Origin of the sequence: Mangrovimonas sp. DI 80 (assembly GCF_001975575.1) — a bacterium.
GTDB lineage: Bacteria > Bacteroidota > Bacteroidia > Flavobacteriales > Flavobacteriaceae > Mangrovimonas_A > Mangrovimonas_A xylaniphaga.
Genome location: NZ_MSDT01000002.1, coordinates 532,274 through 551,105, shown reverse-complemented (window position 1 = coordinate 551,105; position 18,832 = coordinate 532,274). Strand labels below are relative to the sequence as shown.

Below are 18,832 nucleotides of genomic sequence, written 5' to 3'. Positions count from 1 at the left end.
TTTTTGACTAATTTTGCAAAAATTATCAAGCCTAAAAGAAGAAACAATCTCATGAAAAAAGATATCCAGATACCAAAAGTAGAAGAGGTTTATGTGGCGGTGGTGAACGAATTCAACAAAGTACACCAAACTCAAGATTGGAATGCCTACATCATCAATAATAAAGATGTGGATTTGGATACCGTATTGATTGTTTCCAAAGGGTATAGCGAGAGCAAGGAAACTCCAGTAATGAGACATACCTTAAAAATGCTTCCTGCTAGAAGTTTTGCGAAAATTGAGTTTATGCCAGATGAACTGTTGGCACTTAACAACGAGTTTAAGATTACATTTTTTGAAGGCAATACCATGTTTGACAAAACCTATTTGTTCAGAAAAAATACCATCAACAAAAATGCATTGCAAACCATCCCACTGATGCAGGAAAGAGGTGTTTTGGTAAAATAAGTTGGATTAGTCTAGCTTTTCCGTCAACTTTTTAAAGACCTTTTTAGGCTCTTTTCCTTCGTATAAAATACCATATACGGCATTTATAATGGGGAGATTGGTCTTCTTGTTGTTTTTCTCGTTAAGTAAATGAGCACTTCTGGTGGCGTAATAACCTTCCGCAACCATACTCATTTCCATTTGTGCAGACTTTACTGTATAGCCTTTACCAATCATGTTTCCAAACATGCGGTTACGGGAAAAAACGGAATAACCAGTTACCAACAAATCGCCCAAATAGGCCGAATTGTTGATGTTGCGTTTCATTTTATGCATTTTCTTGATAAAACGTTTCATCTCACGAATGGCGTTGCTCATCAAAACACTTTGGAAATTGTCTCCATATCCCAATCCATGGGCAATACCCGCTGCAATAGCATAGATGTTCTTTAACATAACAGCATATTCAACACCAATGATATCATCACTTATTTTGGTGCGGATATAATCGCTGGATAAGGTTTTGGCAATGGTTTTAGCCTTGCTGGAATCGGCACAGGAAATGGTCAGGTAGGACAAGCGCTCCAAAGCAACTTCTTCGGCGTGACAAGGCCCAGCAATCACGGCTATATTTTCAAAAGGAATATTGTAAATATCGTGGAAATGCTCGCCAACCAATAAACCAGATTCAGGAATGATTCCTTTTACGGCGGAAACCACAATTTTTTCAGAAATATCGGCAGTTAGTTTTTCAAGTTCCGAATGCATGAACGCCGAAGGAATGGCAAAGATCAATACATCGGCATACTCTGCTATTTCATTGATGTCGTTGCTCAATTTCAACTGGTTCAAATGAAACTCAACCGAGCTAAGGTAACTAGGGTTATGTTGTTCTTTTTCAAGATGTCCCTTAATGTAAACACTGCGCATATACCAGCCCACTTCATCTAGGTTTTCGCATAGCATTTTTACTATGGCAGTGGCCCAGCTTCCCGCTCCAAAAACGGCATATTTTAATGGTTTGCTCATGTCATCACAAATTTGTAGGCCAAAAATACATAAAATATAAGTCTTAAATGTTACCAAAGCCTGAAGTCCATTAGCGATAAAATTGCTTTTGATTTGATTTTAAGCTTAAAAAGAGGAGCTAAAGTGGTTTATAACCAGACATTTTTTTGAATTTATATGAGGTTTCCGGAAGATTTAGGAAATTTCCGTACTTTTTTTATAAAAAAATTAGGTTATATTGGTGCAAACTTTACTATATTTAGCTCATTATTTTAGGGTTAAAGTGTTGTGAATGTGGTCGATAATTCGTAACTTAAAACTTTAACATTAGATTATGATTTGTTAAATAACTATTTTGTTTCTTTGGGCGTTCTTAAGATTGAGAGTGCTACTCAAAATATAATTGTTGAACTGGCACTTTTCAAAATAGATTGAAACAACATTTCTAAGCTCATTAGAAAAAAAATATAACGATAGAAACTAAATTTTGGTTGGTTATTTAGTTTCCTAAAACGCTCACTTCGATTTCTTCGAGTGAGCGTTTCTTCTTTTCTTACTTTTTTAGTTAGTAACTTTTATTGGAATTGACTTTTTATTTTTTGAATTTTACATTAATCATTTGTTAATAATTAAAAATCAAATAGTTATGGGGTTATTTTCATTCATTAAAGATGCGGGTGCCAGTGTTTTTGGCATTGGAAAAACGGAGGCTGAAGAAGCAGCCGAAGCTACAGCGGCTAAGTTGGAAGCAGAAGCTGCAGCAGCTAAAAGTTTAGAGGAAACTATTACCGACCTTGACTTGAAGGTGAGTGGTTTAAAAGTGGGTATTTCCGGTGATATGGCAACAGTTACTGGAATGGCCTATGATCAAGCAACTAAGGAAAAGGTGGTTTTGGTAGTAGGGAACACGGCGGGGATTGCTGCGGTGGACGACCAAATGACAGTAGAACATAAGGAGCCCGAAGCTCAGTTTTATACCGTAAAAAGTGGAGATACTTTAGGAAAGGTTGCCAAACAATATTACGGTAATGCCATGAAGTACCCCCTTATTTTTGATGCCAATAAGCCCATGCTCGAAGATCCCGACAAAATTTATCCAGGGCAGGTATTGCGCATTCCCCATTTGAATTGATAAAAGCCTTTATAGAGCAAAAGCCCAATGTAAATTGGGCTTTTATTTTAAGTCCTCTTTAAGTTCCTCCAAGTCATAAGGCTTAGCGGTGATGGTTTTGTCTTTGTTCAATAAGAAATACGAAGGTGTTCCGGTAACATTATAGTCATCGGCTAATTTGTTGTCCCATTTGCCCAATGCCAATACATGGATAAAATTAGGGTAGTTCAATTTTTCAGTCGACCAAGTTTTGTCATCATTTTCCAAGCCAATGGCAATAACCTGTACGTCTTTAGGAATAATGGTTTTTACTTCAGGCAATTCGGCTAAACAATGTGAGCAAGTACTGCTCCAAAAGATGATTAGGTAACGATTGGAAGTATCTAAATCATACAAATTGGTGTTTATTTCCTTATTCCTTTTTGTAAGTGTGATGTCAAAGTTTTGGGCTTTGTTGCCTACGGCATTTTTCTTGTAATTGATAATTTCCCGGCTCAGTTCCCCATTGTTGGTTTGCTCTGCTAGATCTTCCAAATAAGTGTCAATGATGTAATTGGAAACTTCGGCATTTTCCATCATTACAAAACGTTGCCAAATAGTGTTTAACAAGGTGGTCTGCACTTCAGCATCTGTTCCTTTCATTTGAGACATCAAGGAATCTACATTGGCCATATAGACATTGTTGTCGGTACTTGAAGCCATTCCAAAGACATAGGCAAGCACTCTATCGTTCAGGAAATCGGAGCTTAGTAAAAGGGGATTGGAGAAATTTACGTTTTCGAAATAGGTGCGCTTTAAATTTTGTGAGTAAGTAGGCAGATCTTCAAAGCTTGAGGGAATGTATGGGGCGTTGGCTTTAATAAAGGTATTAGCCATAGTGCCTTTTGAAGCATCTTCAAACCCTTTTTGGGTATCTTCCAAAGTTTTGAAAATATCCTTATAAGCTGTTTGATCGGTGCTTTCTTGTGAATAAAAATTGCTGATGGTCATGTTTACCAACTCCATACTCTTGGTGTATGAAGACCATAGTTTGTTTTCATTGGAAGTTGTGAATTCCAACCCTGTTTCAATACTGAAATTGAGGGCTACGTCTTCCTTGCCATTATAAATTAAGTCAAAATTGTATTCTTCCGGAGGAAGGGCATACACAATTTTATAAATGCCAGGTTTTACAGAACTGTCCAGTTGGATATGAAAACTGCCATCCTTCTCAATTTCACTTTTATCTATAAAATTAGTGCCGGTTGGCGTCGCTTCATAAAGTAGGGCATAGGTGTAATCTTTTGCTGGAGTAAATTTGCCGGAAACCTTATGTTGGGCCAAAAGTAGGGTGGGCAACAGGAATAAAAGCTGAGCGATTGTTTTCATAGGATTTTTTTAATTAAGCATTGAAAGTTGGTATGGCAACTTCGGTTCAATAATTGCGCCAAAATAGGCTTAAGCTTGTTTTTTATAGGATCGAAAACTCTCGATCATAACGGTAAATATAATTAATGTTCCTCCAATAAAGGTATTCCAAGTAGGCCTTTCATTCAAAAATAAAAAGGCAATCAAGATCCCGAAAATAGGTTGTGTACTGCTAATGATACTGGCGGTACTAGCCTTAAAAAAGCGCAAACTTTGGATGAACAAAGTATGGCCAATAGCTGTGGTTACCAAGGCAAGCATCAATACATAGGGAAATTGTTCGGAAGCGTTTCCAAAACCAAACAACCCTATAAACGGAAGCAATACGATTGATAAAATAGCTACTTGATAAAACATGAGCATGATGCCATTATAATGAACCACATGTTGTTTTAAAATCAAAATGCGAATGGAGTAGCAAACAGCCGAAGCCATACCAAACAGCGCGCCTTTAAACTGACCACTTTCCAAACTGAATTCTGGGGCTAGCATATAAATGCCAAAACCCACAAGTCCACCTAACAATAGATGTATGGGGTCAAATTTTACTTTGGAAAATAAGGGCTCCAATAATGCCGTAATCACGGGAAAAGTGAACAGGGATAACATTGCAATGGCCACATTGGAAAGCTTTAGGGCATAGAAATACGTAATCCAATGTCCTCCCATGAGTAATCCACTTAGCAAAAAAGTAAACCGGTCCTTGGAATGAACTCCCAAAGGAATCTTTTTTAAATAACAATACAGAAATAAGAACACTGCAGCCAAAATAGAGCGCCACCAAATGATGACCGTTGTGGGCATGTCAATGTACTTGCCCAAAGCTCCTGAAGTGCTAATAAAAATAGTAGCAAGGGTTAGCCAAAAGATATGAGTTACATGGCTTCCTTTCATATGTTTTGTAGCATGCTTAGCGCTTGTTTCACGGTTTTAATATGGTCGAAGGTTAACAACAATCTTAGTCCGGCACGTGTTTCTTTTTCTTTCATTTTGCAGGCCTGTGGATTGGACTGTACATATTGCAATACTTTTGTAAATCCAGGACTTTGGTAGAAGTTGCTTTGTTGGTCGCTGATGAAGTAGCCAATAAGTTTGCCTTTTTTCATCACTACCTTTTCAAGTCCCATTTTGGCTGCAATCCATTTAATGCGAACACTGTTTAAAAGATCCACCACCTGGAATGGCAATTCACCAAAACGATCTACCAATTCGGTTTCAAACTGTTGAAGCGCTTCTTCGGTTTTTATCTCGTTAAGTTGGGTGTAGAGGTTGAGGCGCTCTGTAATGTTATTGATATAATCATCAGGGAAAAGCAATTCAAAATCGGTGTCGATGGTAATGTCCTTTACATATTCTTTTTCCTTGCCATCGTCCGGGTAAAGGTCCTTGAATTCATTTTCCTTAAGCTCCTCAATGGCTTCATGTAATATCTTTTGATAGGTGTCAAAACCAATATCATTGATAAATCCACTTTGTTCACCACCCAACAAATCTCCAGCACCACGGATTTCCAAATCTTTCATAGCAATGTTGAAGCCACTACCCAATTCAGAAAACTGTTCCAATGCTGTAATACGCTTTCGAGCATCAGGGGTCATGGCAGAATATTCAGGGGTAATGAAGTAGCAAAATGCTTTTTTGTTGCTTCGGCCTACGCGACCACGCATTTGATGGAGGTCACTCAATCCAAAGTTATTGGCATTATTGATGAAAATAGTATTGGCATTTGGTACATCCAAACCACTTTCAATAATGGTGGTACTCACGAGCACGTCAAATTCTCCATTGATGAAAGACAACATAAGTTCTTCCAATTTTTTACCGTCCATTTGTCCGTGGCCAATAGCAACCTTCGCATCGGGTACCAAGCGCTGGATCAATCCAGCAACTTCCTTAATGTTTTCAATACGGTTGTGGATGAAGAAAATCTGCCCGCCTCGTTCAATCTCATAGCTCACGGCATCGCGGATGGTTTCCTCACTAAAACGAATGACATGACTTTCAATAGGGTATCTATTTGGCGGAGGTGTTGTAATCACCGAAAGATCCCTAGCAGCCATTAAACTAAACTGCAAGGTTCTAGGGATAGGGGTTGCCGTAAGCGTTAGCACATCTACGTTGTCCTTAAGGGTTTTAAGGCGCTCTTTAACGGCTACTCCAAATTTTTGTTCCTCATCAACAATTAGCAAGCCAAGATTTTTAAACTTCACCGTTTTGTTGGCCAATTGATGTGTTCCAATGATGATGTCAACACCACCACTTTCTAGACTTTCTAGGGTAGTGCGTTTTTCTTTGGCGGTTCTAAAACGGTTCACATAATCTACGGTTACTGGGAAATCTTTTAAACGTTCCCTAAAGGTGCGGAAGTGTTGGTAAGCCAAAATGGTAGTTGGCACCAAAACGGCTACTTGTTTTCCATTATCTATCGCTTTAAAGGCGGCACGAATGGCTACTTCGGTTTTTCCAAAACCAACGTCTCCACAAACTAAGCGGTCCATTGGTCGCTCACTTTCCATGTCCGATTTTATATCAGCTGTAGCGGTACTTTGATCTGGAGTGTCTTCGTAGAGGAAGGAGGCTTCCAACTCATGTTGCAGATAACTATCTGGATTGTATTGGAATCCTTTTTCCAGTTTTCTTTTGGCGTAAAGTTGAATCAAGTTAAACGCAATTTCCTTGACTCTGGATTTTGTCTTTTGTTTTAAGGTTTTCCAAGCTTTACTACCCAGTTTGTGAACCTTTGGCGGCTTGCCATCCTTGCCGTTGAACTTGGTAATTTTATGAAGGGAGTGGATACTCAAGTATAGTACATCTCTTTCACCATAAATGAGTTTAATGGCTTCCTGTTTTTTGCCTTCCACCTCAATTTTTTGAAGTCCACCAAATTTTCCAATACCGTGGTCAATGTGGGTTACATAGTCGCCAATTTCCAAATTGGTGAGTTCCTTTAAGGTAATGGCCTGTTTTTTGGCGTAACCATTTTTAAGTTGGAATTTGTGGTAACGTTCAAAAATTTGATGATCGGTGTAGCAGGTAATTTTATTGTCGTGGTCTACGAAACCTTGATACAAAGACAATACAATGGTTTCGTAATGTACCTCCTGATCCATGTCGTCAAAAATGTCATGGAACCGTTTGGCCTGTTGCTCACTCACGCAGGCAATATAATTGGTGTAACCTTTATTATAGTTAGTGTTCAGGTTGTCTATCAGGACATCAAATTGCTTGTTGAAGGATGGCTGTGGTGTGGTATTGTAAACAATTTCCTTACCGTTGGAACCCGAATTGAAATAGGAAGTCGTACCAAATTCAACAATTGAAAAATCTAAAAGTTGTTTTTTAAACAGGTCGGAATGACAAAACAATTCTTCAGGTTCGGAATGTTTGATTTCTGTGCTTAACTTCTCAAAGGCCTCTTCCGCCTTTTTGAAAAACTCATCGATACGGCCAAAGAGCATGTCGGCATTTTTGATAAATACCACCGATTTTTTCGAGATATAGTTGAAAAAACTCTGGCGACTTTCTTCCAAAAGCTTGTTGGCAACGTTCGGGATGATGGTTATTTTCTTGATCTGTTCTGTCGACAATTGGCTCTCTACATCAAACGTTCGGATACTGTCTACTTCATCACCAAAAAACTCGATACGGTAAGGTTCGTCATGCGAAAAGGAAAACACGTCTACAATTCCCCCTCGCACCGAAAACTCTCCTGGTTCGGTTACAAAATCGACTCGTTTGAATTTATATTCAAACAGGATTTCGTTTACAAAATCAATAGAAAGTTTATCGTTTACCGAAATCTTAAGCGTGTTTTTCTCAAGTTCCTTTCTGGTCACCACCTTTTCAAACAAGGCATCCGGATAGGTGACAATCACAGCCGGTTTTTTTCTGGAATTGATTCGGTTTAAAACTTCGGCCCTCAACAATACATTGGCATTGTCTGTTTCTTCTATTTGGTAGGGGCGCCTATAACTTCCTGGATAGAACAAAACATCTTTATCTCCCAACAGTAATTCCAAGTCGTTGAGGTAAAAAGCAGCTTCTTCCTTATCATTAAAAACCAGCAAAAAGGGAAGGTCTGTTTGTTGAAAGGTTTCGGCAATTACAAACGATAGTGAGGAGCCCACCAAGCCTTTTAAATGGGTTTTGGAAGAACTGTTTTGTTTGTCTGAATTTTGATTTTGGGCAATAGCAGTCTGCAGATTTTGCGTTTGCAACATCTGTGCATAGGTTTGCGAGAGAACGGTTTTACTCAAGGCAGTATATTTTATGCAAATATAAAGGTTAGAATTGAATTAAACCGTAATCTTAAAGGGCCTTAAATGAAGATGAAAATCATCATTTTTCGGTGTGTTTTTGGTGCAAAAAATTCTGTGGAAGGAATAGGAGGATTTGCTTTTTTAAGGAGTGGCAGGCTAATGATTGTGCTGTCTGTTGTGAAAATAGAGTGTTTTTATAGGGTTGTATTGCAGGGTTTTATGTGTGTTTTAGAGGCTTTCGTTAAGTGATTTTAAAAAAGCGAAATTTATGTTTTAAAAGCCTACAAGTTTAACTATATTTGCACGACTTTTAAAAAAGAGAATATATGTCGATTTCAGATTTATTTGACAGTGGATTTAAAAAACGTAATGAAGATCATTTTGCTGCAATTGTAAGAGTTGCCATGAGTGATGGAATTATCAATGAGGAAGAACGTGCGTTTTTAGATAGATTGGCAAGAAACTTAGGTATTGATGACCATGAATATGCAACCATACTTAAGGATTATAAAACACATCCAATTAACCCTCCAACCTCTTACGAATTGCGTTTGGAGCGTTTGTTTGATTTGGCTAGAATGGTATGGGTAGATCACATCCAATCTGCTGACCAAGTGAACATGTTGGAGAAATTTTGTGTAGGTCTTGGTTTTAGACCAGACAACGCCAAATACATTACAGATAAGGCTTTACATTTGGTACAGGAAGGTGTGGACATTGAAATCTTCAAAGATGAAATGAAAGCAATGAACAAATAGTTGCTTACAAATAAATTAAAAAGAGAAGCGAACCAAATGGTTCGCTTTTTTTATTTTGGGTCGGCTAGTTGAACGAATTCTTCTGCTTTTTCTACCATGTGTTTGCTTCCACAAATAAAAGGCACCCGTTGGTGCAATTCGGTAGGCTGGATGTCCAATATTCTGGTGTAACCATCACTAGCTTTTCCGTTGGCTTGTTCAGCAATAAAGGCCATTGGGTTGCATTCGTATAACAAGCGCAGTTTTCCGTTGGTTTTTGGTGAGCATTTCGGGTACATATAAATTCCTCCCTTAATCATATTTCTGTGGAAATCGGATACTAAAGAACCAATGTATCTTGAGGTGTAAGGTCTATCTCCTTCTTCCTTTTGGCAATATTTAATGTAGTCCTTAATTCCTTGTGGGAAGTGAATATAGTTTCCTTCGTTCACCGAGTAAATACTCCCGTCCAATGGGAATTGCATATTGGGATGCGACAAATAAAAAGTTCCAATGGCAGGGTTCAATGTGAAACCATTCACTCCTGCGCCAGTAGAATATACCAACATGGTAGAGGTTCCGTAAACTACATAACCGGCGGCAACCTGTTGATTTCCTTTTTGAAGAAAATCTTCTATGGTTACCGGAGTACCCACAGGGGTAACACGTCTGTAAACCGAAAAAATGGTCCCTACAGACACATTCACATCGATATTGGAAGAGCCGTCCAGAGGGTCAATAAGTACGACATATTTGTTTTGGTTGTTTTTGTCCTGCGAATTGATAGAGATAAAATCTTCTTCCTCTTCACTGGCAATACCGCAAACAATATTTCGTTTGGTAAGAGTTTGAATGAACTTTTCATTGGCTAGAACATCCAATTTTTGTTGGTCTTCACCCTGTACATTGGTGTCGCCAACAGCACCGATGATGTCTACCAATCCGGCCTTGTTCACCTCATGGTTAACCACTTTGGCAGCTAACCTTATGGAGTTGATAAGTCGGGAAAGTTCTCCTGTTGAATATTTAAATGCGGCTTGATTTTCTATGATAAACTCACCTAGAGTTTGATGTTTATGAGACATGAAAGTAAATCCTTTGGTTTGTGCAAATATCGGAGAATTTTACGCAACTACAACGTTTTCGTAAACAATTATCACGGCATATTTTTAAGTTTAAATTATATTTGAAATTAGATATCTAATATTATGAAATGTACAATAAGGGAGGCACTTAAATCCGATATGCCCAAAGTGCTGGAACTCATTCATGAACTGGCAATTTTTGAGAAAGAACCTGATGCCGTGGAAGTAACCGTTGAAGAATTGGAGCAAAAGGGATTTGGGGAAAACCCCGATTTTCATTGTTTTGTAGCCGAAGTGGATGGTGTGGTAGAGGGGATTGCTTTGGTCTATACACGTTTTTCCACTTGGAAGGGGGCGGTGTTGCATTTGGAAGATCTTATTGTAAGGCAAAGCATGCGCGGTCATGGTTTGGGGACTCAACTCCTGGATGAGGTAATCAAGTATGGCAATGCCTTGGGAGTAAAACGAATTTGTTGGGAAGTATTGGATTGGAACACGCCTGCCATCGATTTTTATGAAAGTAAAGGCGCCGATGTAAAACGTGATTGGGACGTAGTGCATTTGGATGAACAAGGAATCGCTAACTACATTTCAAGATTGTAAGATGCAGGTATTTAAATTTGGAGGTGCATCTGTAAAAGATGCGAAAGGCGTTAAAAACCTTGTGTGGGTTCTGAAAGAGGTTGGAATGAAGGATGCCCTGATTGTGGTGTCTGCCATGGGTAAAACCACAAACGCTCTGGAAACGGTGATTCACAATTACTTTAACAAACCTAATGAGCTGCAAAGTTCACTTCAGGACGTCAAGAAATATCACAACGAAATTTTATTGGAATTGTTTGAGCAGGAACAGCATCCTGTTTTTCAAAAAGTAGCGACACTTTTTAATGAACTCTCCGGATTTTTCGATAGGAATAAATCGCCAGATTACAACTATGTGTATGATCAATCTATTGGGTACGGCGAGTTGGTGTCCACTACCATTGTTAGTGAATATCTTAATCATGTAGGAATTAATAATAACTGGTTGGATGTTCGAAACTGTATCAAAACCGATAATTACTATCGAAAAGCCAATGTGAATTGGGAAGAGACGCAGGCGAATATCACGGCACAGGTGAAACCAGATGTTTTGAATATCACCCAAGGATTTTTAGGGAGTGATGCCAATAATTTTACGACCACTTTGGGACGGGAAGGGAGTGATTATACAGCCGCTATTTTTGCTTATTGCCTAAATGCCGAAAGTGTGACCATTTGGAAAGATGTGGCTGGGGTTTTAAATGCCGATCCACGGTATTTTGACCATGCCCAATTGTTGAATCGAATTTCTTACAGCGAAGCTATAGAATTGGCTTTTTATGGGGCTTCGGTGATTCATCCAAAGACCCTTCAGCCCCTGCAGAAAAAGGAAATTCCTTTACATGTAAAATCTTTCTTGGAGCCCAAAAGTAAAGGAACTACGGTTTGTAAGGGAGTTGATATTGAGCCAAAGGTGCCTTGTTTTATCGTAAAGAAAAATCAAGTGTTGATTTCCCTGTCTTCTTTGGATTTTTCGTATATCGTGGAAGATAATATCAGTGCTATTTTCAACTTACTACATACTTACAAAATGAAGGTGGACGTTATCCAAAACTCGGCCATTAGTTTTTCTGTGTGTGTAGATAATTTGTACGATAATTTGGATAAGTTATTACAGGACTTGAAAGCAAATTTCAAGGTCACTTGTTACAAAAACGTCTCTTTGTATACCATACGGCATTACAATAATACGGCGATTGAGGCTTTGGAAGACGGTAAAACTTTGCTCTTGAAACAGTTAACGCAGGATACGGTGCAGATGGTAACCAATTGAACAATTTAGTACATTTGCTATTATGAGTAAACAACAAAATGCTGGTTTGGTAAGTGCTAAGGAAGTAGCCAAAGCCATACAAATGGATAAGTACGGGTTTGTAGGGACTTTCTCGGGATGGGTATTGATGAAGTTGCTGAAAATATCTAAGTTAAACAAGATTTATAATCGTAATAAGCATTTTTCGGACCTTGAATTTTTGGATAAAATCTTGGAGGAATTTCAGATTAAATTTGAAATTCCAGAGGAAGATTTAAAGCGTTTGCCAAAGGATGGGGCCTATATTACGGTGTCCAATCATCCGCTGGGGGGCATTGACGGTATTTTGCTCTTGAAGTTGATGTTGGAGCAGCGCCAGGATTTTAAGATCATCGCCAATTTCCTTTTACATAGAATAGAACCTCTTCAAAAGTATATTTTGCCAGTGAATCCTTTTGAGGATCGCAAGGACGTAAAATCAAGTTTGGCAGGGTTTAAAACAGCCATTAAACATTTAAAAGAAGGCCATCCGCTAGGGATTTTCCCTGCAGGGGAGGTGTCTACGTATAGAGATGGCAAATTGGTAGTAGATAAGCCTTGGGAAGCCGCCGCCATGAAATTGGTAAAGAAGGCAGAAGTTCCCGTGGTTCCTATTTATTTCCATGCCAAAAATAGCAAGTTGTTTTACGAATTGTCAAAAATCAACGATACGTTTAGGACCGCAAAACTGCCGTCGGAGTTATTGACTCAGAAACGTCGTGTGATAAAGGTGCGTATTGGTCGTCCTATTCCTGTTAGTGAACAAAAGGAACATTCAACTTTGGAAAGCTATTCAGAATTTGTACGCCGTAAAACCTACATCCTTTCCAATTCGTTTGATGAAAAGGGGAAGTTCCTCAGCAATATTTCTACAACGCTTAAAGCAACCAAACCACCAAAACGCATTGTGACTCCTATTGCCACAGATGTGATGGTGACGGAAGTGGATGCCTTACGAGAAAATGATATGAGGTTGTTGCAAAGCAAGAATTATGAAGTGTTTTTGGCACCGGCCAATGCCATCCCTAATATTTTAAGGGAGATTGGAAGGCTGCGTGAAATAACCTTTAGGGAAGTAGGAGAGGGAACCAACGAGGCCATCGATTTGGATACTTTTGATACCTATTACCACCATATGTTCCTTTGGGATAATGAGCGCCAGCTGATTGCTGGAGCCTATCGTATGGGATTGGGAGCTGCTATATTCGAAAAGTATGGAATTGATGGGTTCTATTTGCAGGATTTGTTCCGTTTTGAACCGGAACTTTATAAAATGATGAGCCAGTCCATTGAAATGGGGCGGGCCTTCATCATTAAGGAATACCAGCAAAAACCGATGCCTTTGTTTCTTCTTTGGAAGGGGATTGTGCATACCACTTTGAGATATCCAGAACATAAATATTTAATCGGAGGGGTAAGCATTAGTAACCAGTTTTCAAATTTCTCGAAGTCTTTGATGATCGAGTTTATGAAATCGCATTATTACGATCCTTATGTGGCGCAATATGTACGCCCCAAAAAGGAGTTTAAGGTGAAGTTGAAGGATGCCGATAAGGATTTTGTATTTGACGAAACCGAAGCCGATCTGAACAAGTTTGACAAGATTATTGACGAAGTGGAGCCAGGGGCTTTGCGTTTGCCAGTATTGCTGAAAAAATATATCAAGCAAAATGCCAAGTTGGTAGCTTTCAATGTGGATCCTCTGTTCAATAATGCTGTGGATGGCTTGATGTACATTAAAATTGCCGATTTACCCGAAAGTACTGTACGTCCTGTTATGGAGGAGTTTCAAGCTGAGTTAGAGCAAAAACTCTCTGAACAAAACGACGTAGAGAGTGCGGGGTAATAGCATTGTGAACTTTGCTAGGCAATTAAAACCAAGGTTTTTTGCCTAATTGGTAGGTTTTATAGAATTCCCCGTCGGTTTTTGTAAGGTAAATGATACCTTCTATAACGGTAAATACCCAGACCAAAAAGCCCAAGAATCCAAAACTAAGCACGGATAGCACGATGGTTGCTATCAATAGGATGAGCCCTTCTTTGTTGTATCCCAAAACAAATTTATGAATACCAAAGCCGCCCAATAAAATGGCCGTTACGCCAGCGAGTACTTTTTTATTGGTCCCCGTAGTTTTTTCGAAGGCTTCTTTGGCACTTTCTCTAAATTCCCTAGTAGCTTCTTCGGCTTCCTTGCCAAATTCTTTAGCACTGTCCTTGGCTTCTTTACCAAATTCTTCGGCTTTTCCTGCAGCTTTTTTCGCTGTTTTTTTGGCGTCGCCCAACATTTCGTTAAGGTCGTCTCCTAGGCTTTTTTCATCAGACATAGCTCTGTGTATTAATGGTTAGAACTCTAAAAATACTAAAAAATACTATCGTTTTATTTGATTATGTGTGATTTGAGTTCCAAACGAGAATGAGGTTTTGCTATTGGAATGCTTGATCGATAGGTTCCCAAAGTTCAATTTTGTTGCCTTCATTGTCCAAAATCCAAGCAAATTTTCCGTAATCATAGGTTTCCATATCGCCTACAATGGTAACCCCTTCTTCCTTTAAAGCTTTCAGTAAAGCTTCCAAATCCTCAACGCGATAGTTGAACATAAAGTCTTTTTGAGAAGGTTCGTAATACTTGGTATCTTTTGGAAAGGGACTCCATTGGGTGGAGCAATCGTTACCTTCTTTGTCTTTCCACCAAAAGGTACAGCCATAATCGTCTGTATTAAATCCTAAATGCTTGTTGTACCATTCTTTGGTAGCGTTTGGATCGTTGCTTTTAAAAAACAAACCGCCAATACCTGTTACTCTTTTTTTCATTTGATGTGGTTGTGTGATTATTTTTTCTTTAAGGCATTTTCATATACCGAAATCCATGCGTCGGGCGTCATTTTACGGCATAATTCAGCAATAAGCTGCATTGGGATGTCATCAATTCTCTTAAAGCGAATACAGCTTTTACCCATGTCTAATTTGTACTTGCTGTATTTGGGATATTCCTTTACAAACCATTCATGGATTTCCGGGACGGCATAAATACCGCTATGGTAGAGATTGATGGAGTTTTTCTGTGAAGCGAAACTCATAAATGGCAAGGGCTCTTCCGGAGTGCAATGATAACCGTTTGGATAGAGGCTATGCGGTACATAATAGCCTACCATGCCATATTGAATGCCTTCCTCGAATCCTACTGGAAGGTTGTCTTTGATAGTCTGTCTGAGTGTTTTTAAAGCGTTTTGACGTTCTTCTGGAACCTGACTGATATAATCCTCTGGAGAGGTGGCTTTATATTGCATATTGGAATTCTGTCGTGTTATATGCAACTAAAGATAGTATAAAAAGTAGTAATTCTGCTAGGGAACTGAAATGCGGTTTAGTAAAATTCAGCTTTGATTTTGTCAACAATGGTTTGTGCTAACTTCTCTTTACTTTCTACTGTCCAACCGGCAATATGTGGCGTAAGCAATACGTTTTGGGCCTGGATCAAGTATTTAAATGCCTCGGGCATTTCTTCTAAAAACAGATTTTCAAAAGAAGCTTTTTCATATTCCAAAACATCTAAACCTGCACCCAATATATTTCCTGTTTTTAGGGCATCTACCAAATCTTCGGTTACCACACTCTTGCCGCGGGCTGTGTTGATAAACCAAAATGGCTTTTTGAATTCTTTAATGAATGCTTTGTCAATCATGCCTAGAGTGAGAGGTGTTTGGGGTGTGTGAAGGCTCACCACATCTACTTGTTTGCAGAACACTTCAAAAGGAACTTGTTCTGCATTGTTGTCGCCTACACCATCTTGTATGTCGTAGCACAAGACATCTACTTCAAAACCTCTCAGTTTTTTTGCGAAGGCTTTTCCCATGTTGCCATAACCAATAATGCCCACGGTTTTTCCGTCGAGTTCCAAGCCTCTATTGGCTTCACGAAGCCATTTGCCTTGGCGCACTTCACCATCGGCTTTATTGAGGTTGTTGAATAGCGAAAGGAGCATGCCCAAGGCCTGTTCACCTACCGCATTTCGGTTGCCTTCAGGGGCGGCAATCAATGAAATGCCTTTTTGCTCAGCATAATCACAATCTATATTTTCCAATCCTGCACCAACACGACCAATGAACTTTAAGTTTGTTGCGGCATCCAAAAACTGTTTGTCAATGGTGAATCTACTTCTTATAACGATACCTTCATAGTCCTTGATTTTGGATTCAATTTCCGTTTTTGAAGAGGAGTAATCTTCATGATTGGTGAACCCCAAATCATTGAGTTGCTCAATTAACAAAGGGTGATTGGTATCGAGGTGAAGAATGTTCATAATGGGTATTAAAAACCTAAAATCATTTTGGCGATTAGGAAGTAAATTAAGATTCCAAAAATATCGTTACTGGTTGTAATAAATGGTCCTGTAGCAACGGCAGGGTCTACCCCGCGTTTATCTAAAAATATAGGGATAAAAGTACCTACAAGAGCGGCAATTACAATTACGGTAATCAAGGCTACGCAGATTGTAATGGAAACTAAATAAGGAGTTCCAAAAAAGAAATGGCTTATGGGTAGTACGATTAAGGCAATGCCAATACCATTTACCAATCCTAAAAGGAATTCTTTGAAAAGGCGTCTCACTATTTTTCCTTTAACCGTGTCGTTTGCCAAACCTTGCACGACAATCGCAGACGATTGAACTCCCACATTTCCCGCAGTTGCTTGAATAAGGGGAACAAAAGATAACAGGATGGTATATTTTTCCATGGCTGTTTGGAATCCAGAGATAATTGTAGCCGCTCCCAAGCCTCCAAACATTCCAATTAATAACCAAGGCAAGCGCGCTTTGGTCAATTCAAAGATGGTATCATCGGCTTCAACGTCTTGCGAGATACCGGCTGCCAACTGGTAGTCTTTATCAGCTTCTTCACGGATAACGTCTACAATGTCGTCAATGGTAATACGACCGAGTAATATCTGGTTTTCGTCCACAACAGGAATAGCTTCCAAGTCATACTTCTGCATTACTTTGGCTACTTCTTCCACGTCTTCATCCACATGTACAAAATCCACACTTTTAATGTAGATGTCGGCTATTTTTTGATCACTTTTGGCTGTGATTAAATCCTTAAGGGAAAGACGTCCGATGAGTTTTTCCTGTTTGTCAACCACGTAAATGGAATGCACTCTGGTAACATTTTCTGCCTGTCCTCTAATACGGCGTAAACATCCTGCAACCGTCCAAGTAGCATAGACCTTCACAAGCTCTTTGGCCATCAATCCACCGGCAGTGTCTTCATCGTAGGCTAAAAGCTCTGTGATTTCTGCTTTATGGTCTTCGTCCTCAATATTGGAAATAACCTCCAATTGACGTTCTTCGGAAAGCTCTGCAAGGATATCGGCAGCGTCATCGGTGTCAAGCTCCTCAATTTCTTCTGCAATTTCCTTAGCAGAAAGGTTTTTTAGGACTTTCTCCCGGTTGTCCTCATCCAGCTCCATCAACACATCCGAAGTGGTTTCAGAATCGAGCAATTTGATAATATAGATGGCGTCTTCCAGATCTAATTCATCCAGGATCTCGGCAATATCGGCATAATGGAAGTCATGGAGGAGTTTGCGCAGCTCTTTGTTGTTTTGTTCTTCAATGAGTTGCTCAACCTGCTCTATCAGTCCATCTGTCAGTTCAAATTGTATGTGCTCTCTTTCTTCAGGCAACGTGGTATATGTTATTGGTTTTCAATTAGGGATGTGAGTTCGATAAACTCTTGAACGTTGATTTGTTCGGGGCGCTTGTCAAATATAACATTTGCTTTTAAATTTTCTGAAGAAATGAGTGTTTTTAAACTGTTGCGCATGGTTTTTCTACGTTGTTGAAACGCGGTTTTTACCACCTTAAAGAAAAGGGCTTCGTCTACAGGAAGTGTATAGTTTTCTTTGCGTTTTAAAAGCAGTACTCCAGAATCTACTTTTGGTGGAGGGTTGAAGACTGTTGGTGGCACGGTGAATAGGTATTCGGCATCATAAAATGCTTGGGTTAATACCGAAAGGATGCCGTAGACTTTACTGCCTTCTTTGGAACAAATACGTTGGGCGACTTCCTTTTGGAACATTCCCGAAAACTCAGGAATCTGATCTCGCATATCCAAAGCCTTGAACACGATTTGGGATGAAATATTGTAGGGGTAATTACCGATGATGGCAAAAGGTTCGTTCCCGAAAACTTCGCTAAGGTCGTATTTTAAAAAGTCCTTTTCAATAACGCGATCTGCTAGATTGAGGTAGTGGCTTTTAAGATACTCTACAGATTCAGTATCAATTTCAATGACATGTGTAGTGATATTCTTTTTGAGAAGGTATTTGGTAAGGACCCCCATACCTGGGCCAATTTCCAATACGTGCTTGTAGCCTTCCAAGGAAAGGGAATCGGCAATTCGTTCGGCTATGGACTCGTCGGTTAAAAAGTGTTGTCCTAGATGTTTTTTTGCTTTTACCTGATGTTGATGTGCCATAATCGAAATGCTTTTAATAAGAATTTATGTAAGAACTGAGTGAGCTGCGTTTTAGTTGAAATCTACCGTGTATTCATCGATGATTTCCAATTCGGTTCTAAAGGACAGCATCTTGTCTGCAAATTTTTTAAGCCCTTCATTTCTCAATTGCGTGGCAAATACTTCGTAATATTCGTTCAAGGCTTCTTTTGAAAGGGCTCTATATTGAACGGAAAAGGTCAACCCGCCTTTTTCTTCTTCTACCAAAACCCTAGTAAGTTTTGCTTCCTTAAACTTACCTGTGGCCAATACTTGAGGGATGTGCTCCGTTTTCATCCATTGCAACCATTCTTCTTTAATGGTGTCTTCAATATGCGTGGTGACGTTGTAAATAATCATGATTTCGGTAATTTTTTGCAAATAACAGGAGTTCCCCGCCATCTTCAAAAGGTTTTATTCTTTTTTCATAAG

General features: G+C 39.2%; 18 protein-coding genes. 6 read left to right on the top strand and 12 right to left on the bottom strand.

Going from position 1 to position 18,832, the window contains the following annotated elements; all coding sequences use genetic code 11:
- Positions 1-51 precede the first annotated feature (51 nt).
- Complete coding sequence (locus tag BKM32_RS03030; protein ID WP_053977074.1) at positions 52-447, top strand: hypothetical protein; 396 nt, start codon at positions 52-54, stop codon at positions 445-447.
- A gap of 6 nt (positions 448-453) precedes the next feature.
- Here BKM32_RS03030 and BKM32_RS03025 read toward each other — a convergent pair whose 3' ends face one another.
- Complete coding sequence (locus BKM32_RS03025) at positions 454-1,455, bottom strand: NAD(P)H-dependent glycerol-3-phosphate dehydrogenase (protein ID WP_076662485.1); 1,002 nt, start codon at positions 1,453-1,455, stop codon at positions 454-456.
- 625 nt (positions 1,456-2,080) lie between these two features.
- On the opposite strand from BKM32_RS03025, the gene lysM reads away from it, so the two are divergent.
- Positions 2,081-2,566, top strand: a complete 486-nt coding sequence (gene lysM, locus BKM32_RS03020) for a peptidoglycan-binding protein LysM (RefSeq protein ID WP_053976334.1) — start codon at positions 2,081-2,083, stop codon at positions 2,564-2,566.
- Between the two features lie 42 nt (positions 2,567-2,608).
- On the opposite strand, the gene BKM32_RS03015 is transcribed toward lysM, so the two are convergent.
- The 3 genes from BKM32_RS03015 to mfd all read right to left on the bottom strand — a co-directional run bounded on the left by BKM32_RS03015 (position 2,609) and on the right by mfd (position 8,208).
- Positions 2,609-3,913 carry a TlpA disulfide reductase family protein gene (locus tag BKM32_RS03015; RefSeq protein WP_076662484.1) on the bottom strand — a complete coding sequence of 435 codons (1,305 nt, stop codon included), beginning with the start codon at positions 3,911-3,913 and terminating at the stop codon, positions 2,609-2,611.
- A gap of 69 nt (positions 3,914-3,982) precedes the next feature.
- Complete coding sequence (locus BKM32_RS03010) at positions 3,983-4,846, bottom strand: DMT family transporter (RefSeq protein WP_076662483.1); 864 nt, start codon at positions 4,844-4,846, stop codon at positions 3,983-3,985.
- A complete protein-coding gene (gene mfd / locus BKM32_RS03005; RefSeq protein ID WP_076662482.1) occupies positions 4,843-8,208 on the bottom strand; it encodes a transcription-repair coupling factor in 3,366 nt (1,121 codons plus the stop codon). The genes BKM32_RS03010 and mfd overlap by 4 nt, the downstream gene beginning before the upstream one ends.
- Before the next feature lie 329 nt (positions 8,209-8,537).
- On the opposite strand from mfd, the gene BKM32_RS02995 reads away from it, so the two are divergent.
- Complete coding sequence (locus BKM32_RS02995) at positions 8,538-8,969, top strand: TerB family tellurite resistance protein (protein WP_053976329.1); 432 nt, start codon at positions 8,538-8,540, stop codon at positions 8,967-8,969.
- A gap of 50 nt (positions 8,970-9,019) precedes the next feature.
- On the opposite strand, the gene fbp is transcribed toward BKM32_RS02995, so the two are convergent.
- On the bottom strand, positions 9,020-10,033 hold the full coding sequence (gene fbp / locus BKM32_RS02990) for a class 1 fructose-bisphosphatase (protein ID WP_076662480.1): 1,014 nt from the start codon (positions 10,031-10,033) through the stop codon (positions 9,020-9,022).
- A gap of 123 nt (positions 10,034-10,156) precedes the next feature.
- On the opposite strand from fbp, the gene BKM32_RS02985 reads away from it, so the two are divergent.
- The 3 genes from BKM32_RS02985 to BKM32_RS02975 are packed head-to-tail and all read left to right on the top strand — an operon-like array spanning position 10,157 to position 13,752.
- On the top strand, positions 10,157-10,636 hold the full coding sequence (locus BKM32_RS02985) for a GNAT family N-acetyltransferase (RefSeq protein ID WP_076662479.1): 480 nt from the start codon (positions 10,157-10,159) through the stop codon (positions 10,634-10,636).
- Position 10,637: 1 nt separating this feature from the next.
- Positions 10,638-11,888, top strand: a complete 1,251-nt coding sequence (locus BKM32_RS02980) for an aspartate kinase (protein ID WP_076663034.1) — start codon at positions 10,638-10,640, stop codon at positions 11,886-11,888.
- Between the two features lie 22 nt (positions 11,889-11,910).
- Complete coding sequence (locus tag BKM32_RS02975; protein WP_076662478.1) at positions 11,911-13,752, top strand: lysophospholipid acyltransferase family protein; 1,842 nt, start codon at positions 11,911-11,913, stop codon at positions 13,750-13,752.
- 25 nt (positions 13,753-13,777) lie between these two features.
- On the opposite strand, the gene BKM32_RS02970 is transcribed toward BKM32_RS02975, so the two are convergent.
- The 7 genes from BKM32_RS02970 to BKM32_RS02940 all read right to left on the bottom strand — a co-directional run bounded on the left by BKM32_RS02970 (position 13,778) and on the right by BKM32_RS02940 (position 18,760).
- A complete protein-coding gene (locus tag BKM32_RS02970; protein WP_076662477.1) occupies positions 13,778-14,230 on the bottom strand; it encodes a TM2 domain-containing protein in 453 nt (150 codons plus the stop codon).
- 100 nt (positions 14,231-14,330) lie between these two features.
- Complete coding sequence (locus BKM32_RS02965; protein WP_076662476.1) at positions 14,331-14,717, bottom strand: VOC family protein; 387 nt, start codon at positions 14,715-14,717, stop codon at positions 14,331-14,333.
- A 17-nt stretch (positions 14,718-14,734) separates the two neighbouring features.
- The gene (locus tag BKM32_RS02960) at positions 14,735-15,193 is read right to left on the bottom strand and encodes a DUF1801 domain-containing protein (RefSeq protein WP_076662475.1); all 459 of its coding nucleotides are present in this window, start codon (positions 15,191-15,193) and stop codon (positions 14,735-14,737) included.
- A gap of 77 nt (positions 15,194-15,270) precedes the next feature.
- Entirely contained in the window at positions 15,271-16,206 is a 936-nt protein-coding gene (locus BKM32_RS02955; RefSeq protein WP_076662474.1) for a 2-hydroxyacid dehydrogenase, read from the bottom strand.
- Positions 16,207-16,214: 8 nt separating this feature from the next.
- Positions 16,215-17,588, bottom strand: a complete 1,374-nt coding sequence (gene mgtE / locus BKM32_RS02950) for a magnesium transporter (protein ID WP_083702075.1) — start codon at positions 17,586-17,588, stop codon at positions 16,215-16,217.
- Positions 17,589-17,599: 11 nt separating this feature from the next.
- Positions 17,600-18,382, bottom strand: a complete 783-nt coding sequence (gene rsmA / locus BKM32_RS02945) for a 16S rRNA (adenine(1518)-N(6)/adenine(1519)-N(6))-dimethyltransferase RsmA (RefSeq protein ID WP_076662473.1) — start codon at positions 18,380-18,382, stop codon at positions 17,600-17,602.
- A 51-nt stretch (positions 18,383-18,433) separates the two neighbouring features.
- Complete coding sequence (locus tag BKM32_RS02940) at positions 18,434-18,760, bottom strand: DUF4286 family protein (protein ID WP_076663032.1); 327 nt, start codon at positions 18,758-18,760, stop codon at positions 18,434-18,436.
- Positions 18,761-18,832: the final 72 nt, after the last annotated feature.

Bases quoted from the DNA above. Each gene is read 5' to 3' on its own strand.
- BKM32_RS03030 (WP_053977074.1), top strand. From the start codon at position 52: ATGAAAAAAGATATCCAGATACCAAAAGTAGAAGAGGTTTATGTGGCG.
- BKM32_RS03025 (WP_076662485.1), bottom strand. From the start codon at position 1,455: ATGAGCAAACCATTAAAATATGCCGTTTTTGGAGCGGGAAGCTGGGCC.
- lysM (WP_053976334.1), top strand. From the start codon at position 2,081: ATGGGGTTATTTTCATTCATTAAAGATGCGGGTGCCAGTGTTTTTGGC.
- BKM32_RS03015 (WP_076662484.1), bottom strand. From the start codon at position 3,913: ATGAAAACAATCGCTCAGCTTTTATTCCTGTTGCCCACCCTACTTTTG.
- BKM32_RS03010 (WP_076662483.1), bottom strand. From the start codon at position 4,846: ATGAAAGGAAGCCATGTAACTCATATCTTTTGGCTAACCCTTGCTACT.
- BKM32_RS02995 (WP_053976329.1), top strand. From the start codon at position 8,538: ATGTCGATTTCAGATTTATTTGACAGTGGATTTAAAAAACGTAATGAA.
- fbp (WP_076662480.1), bottom strand. From the start codon at position 10,033: ATGTCTCATAAACATCAAACTCTAGGTGAGTTTATCATAGAAAATCAA.
- BKM32_RS02985 (WP_076662479.1), top strand. From the start codon at position 10,157: ATGAAATGTACAATAAGGGAGGCACTTAAATCCGATATGCCCAAAGTG.
- BKM32_RS02980 (WP_076663034.1), top strand. From the start codon at position 10,638: ATGCAGGTATTTAAATTTGGAGGTGCATCTGTAAAAGATGCGAAAGGC.
- BKM32_RS02975 (WP_076662478.1), top strand. From the start codon at position 11,911: ATGAGTAAACAACAAAATGCTGGTTTGGTAAGTGCTAAGGAAGTAGCC.
- BKM32_RS02970 (WP_076662477.1), bottom strand. From the start codon at position 14,230: ATGTCTGATGAAAAAAGCCTAGGAGACGACCTTAACGAAATGTTGGGC.
- BKM32_RS02965 (WP_076662476.1), bottom strand. From the start codon at position 14,717: ATGAAAAAAAGAGTAACAGGTATTGGCGGTTTGTTTTTTAAAAGCAAC.
- BKM32_RS02960 (WP_076662475.1), bottom strand. From the start codon at position 15,193: ATGCAATATAAAGCCACCTCTCCAGAGGATTATATCAGTCAGGTTCCA.
- BKM32_RS02955 (WP_076662474.1), bottom strand. From the start codon at position 16,206: ATGAACATTCTTCACCTCGATACCAATCACCCTTTGTTAATTGAGCAA.
- rsmA (WP_076662473.1), bottom strand. From the start codon at position 18,382: ATGGCACATCAACATCAGGTAAAAGCAAAAAAACATCTAGGACAACAC.
- BKM32_RS02940 (WP_076663032.1), bottom strand. From the start codon at position 18,760: ATGATTATTTACAACGTCACCACGCATATTGAAGACACCATTAAAGAA.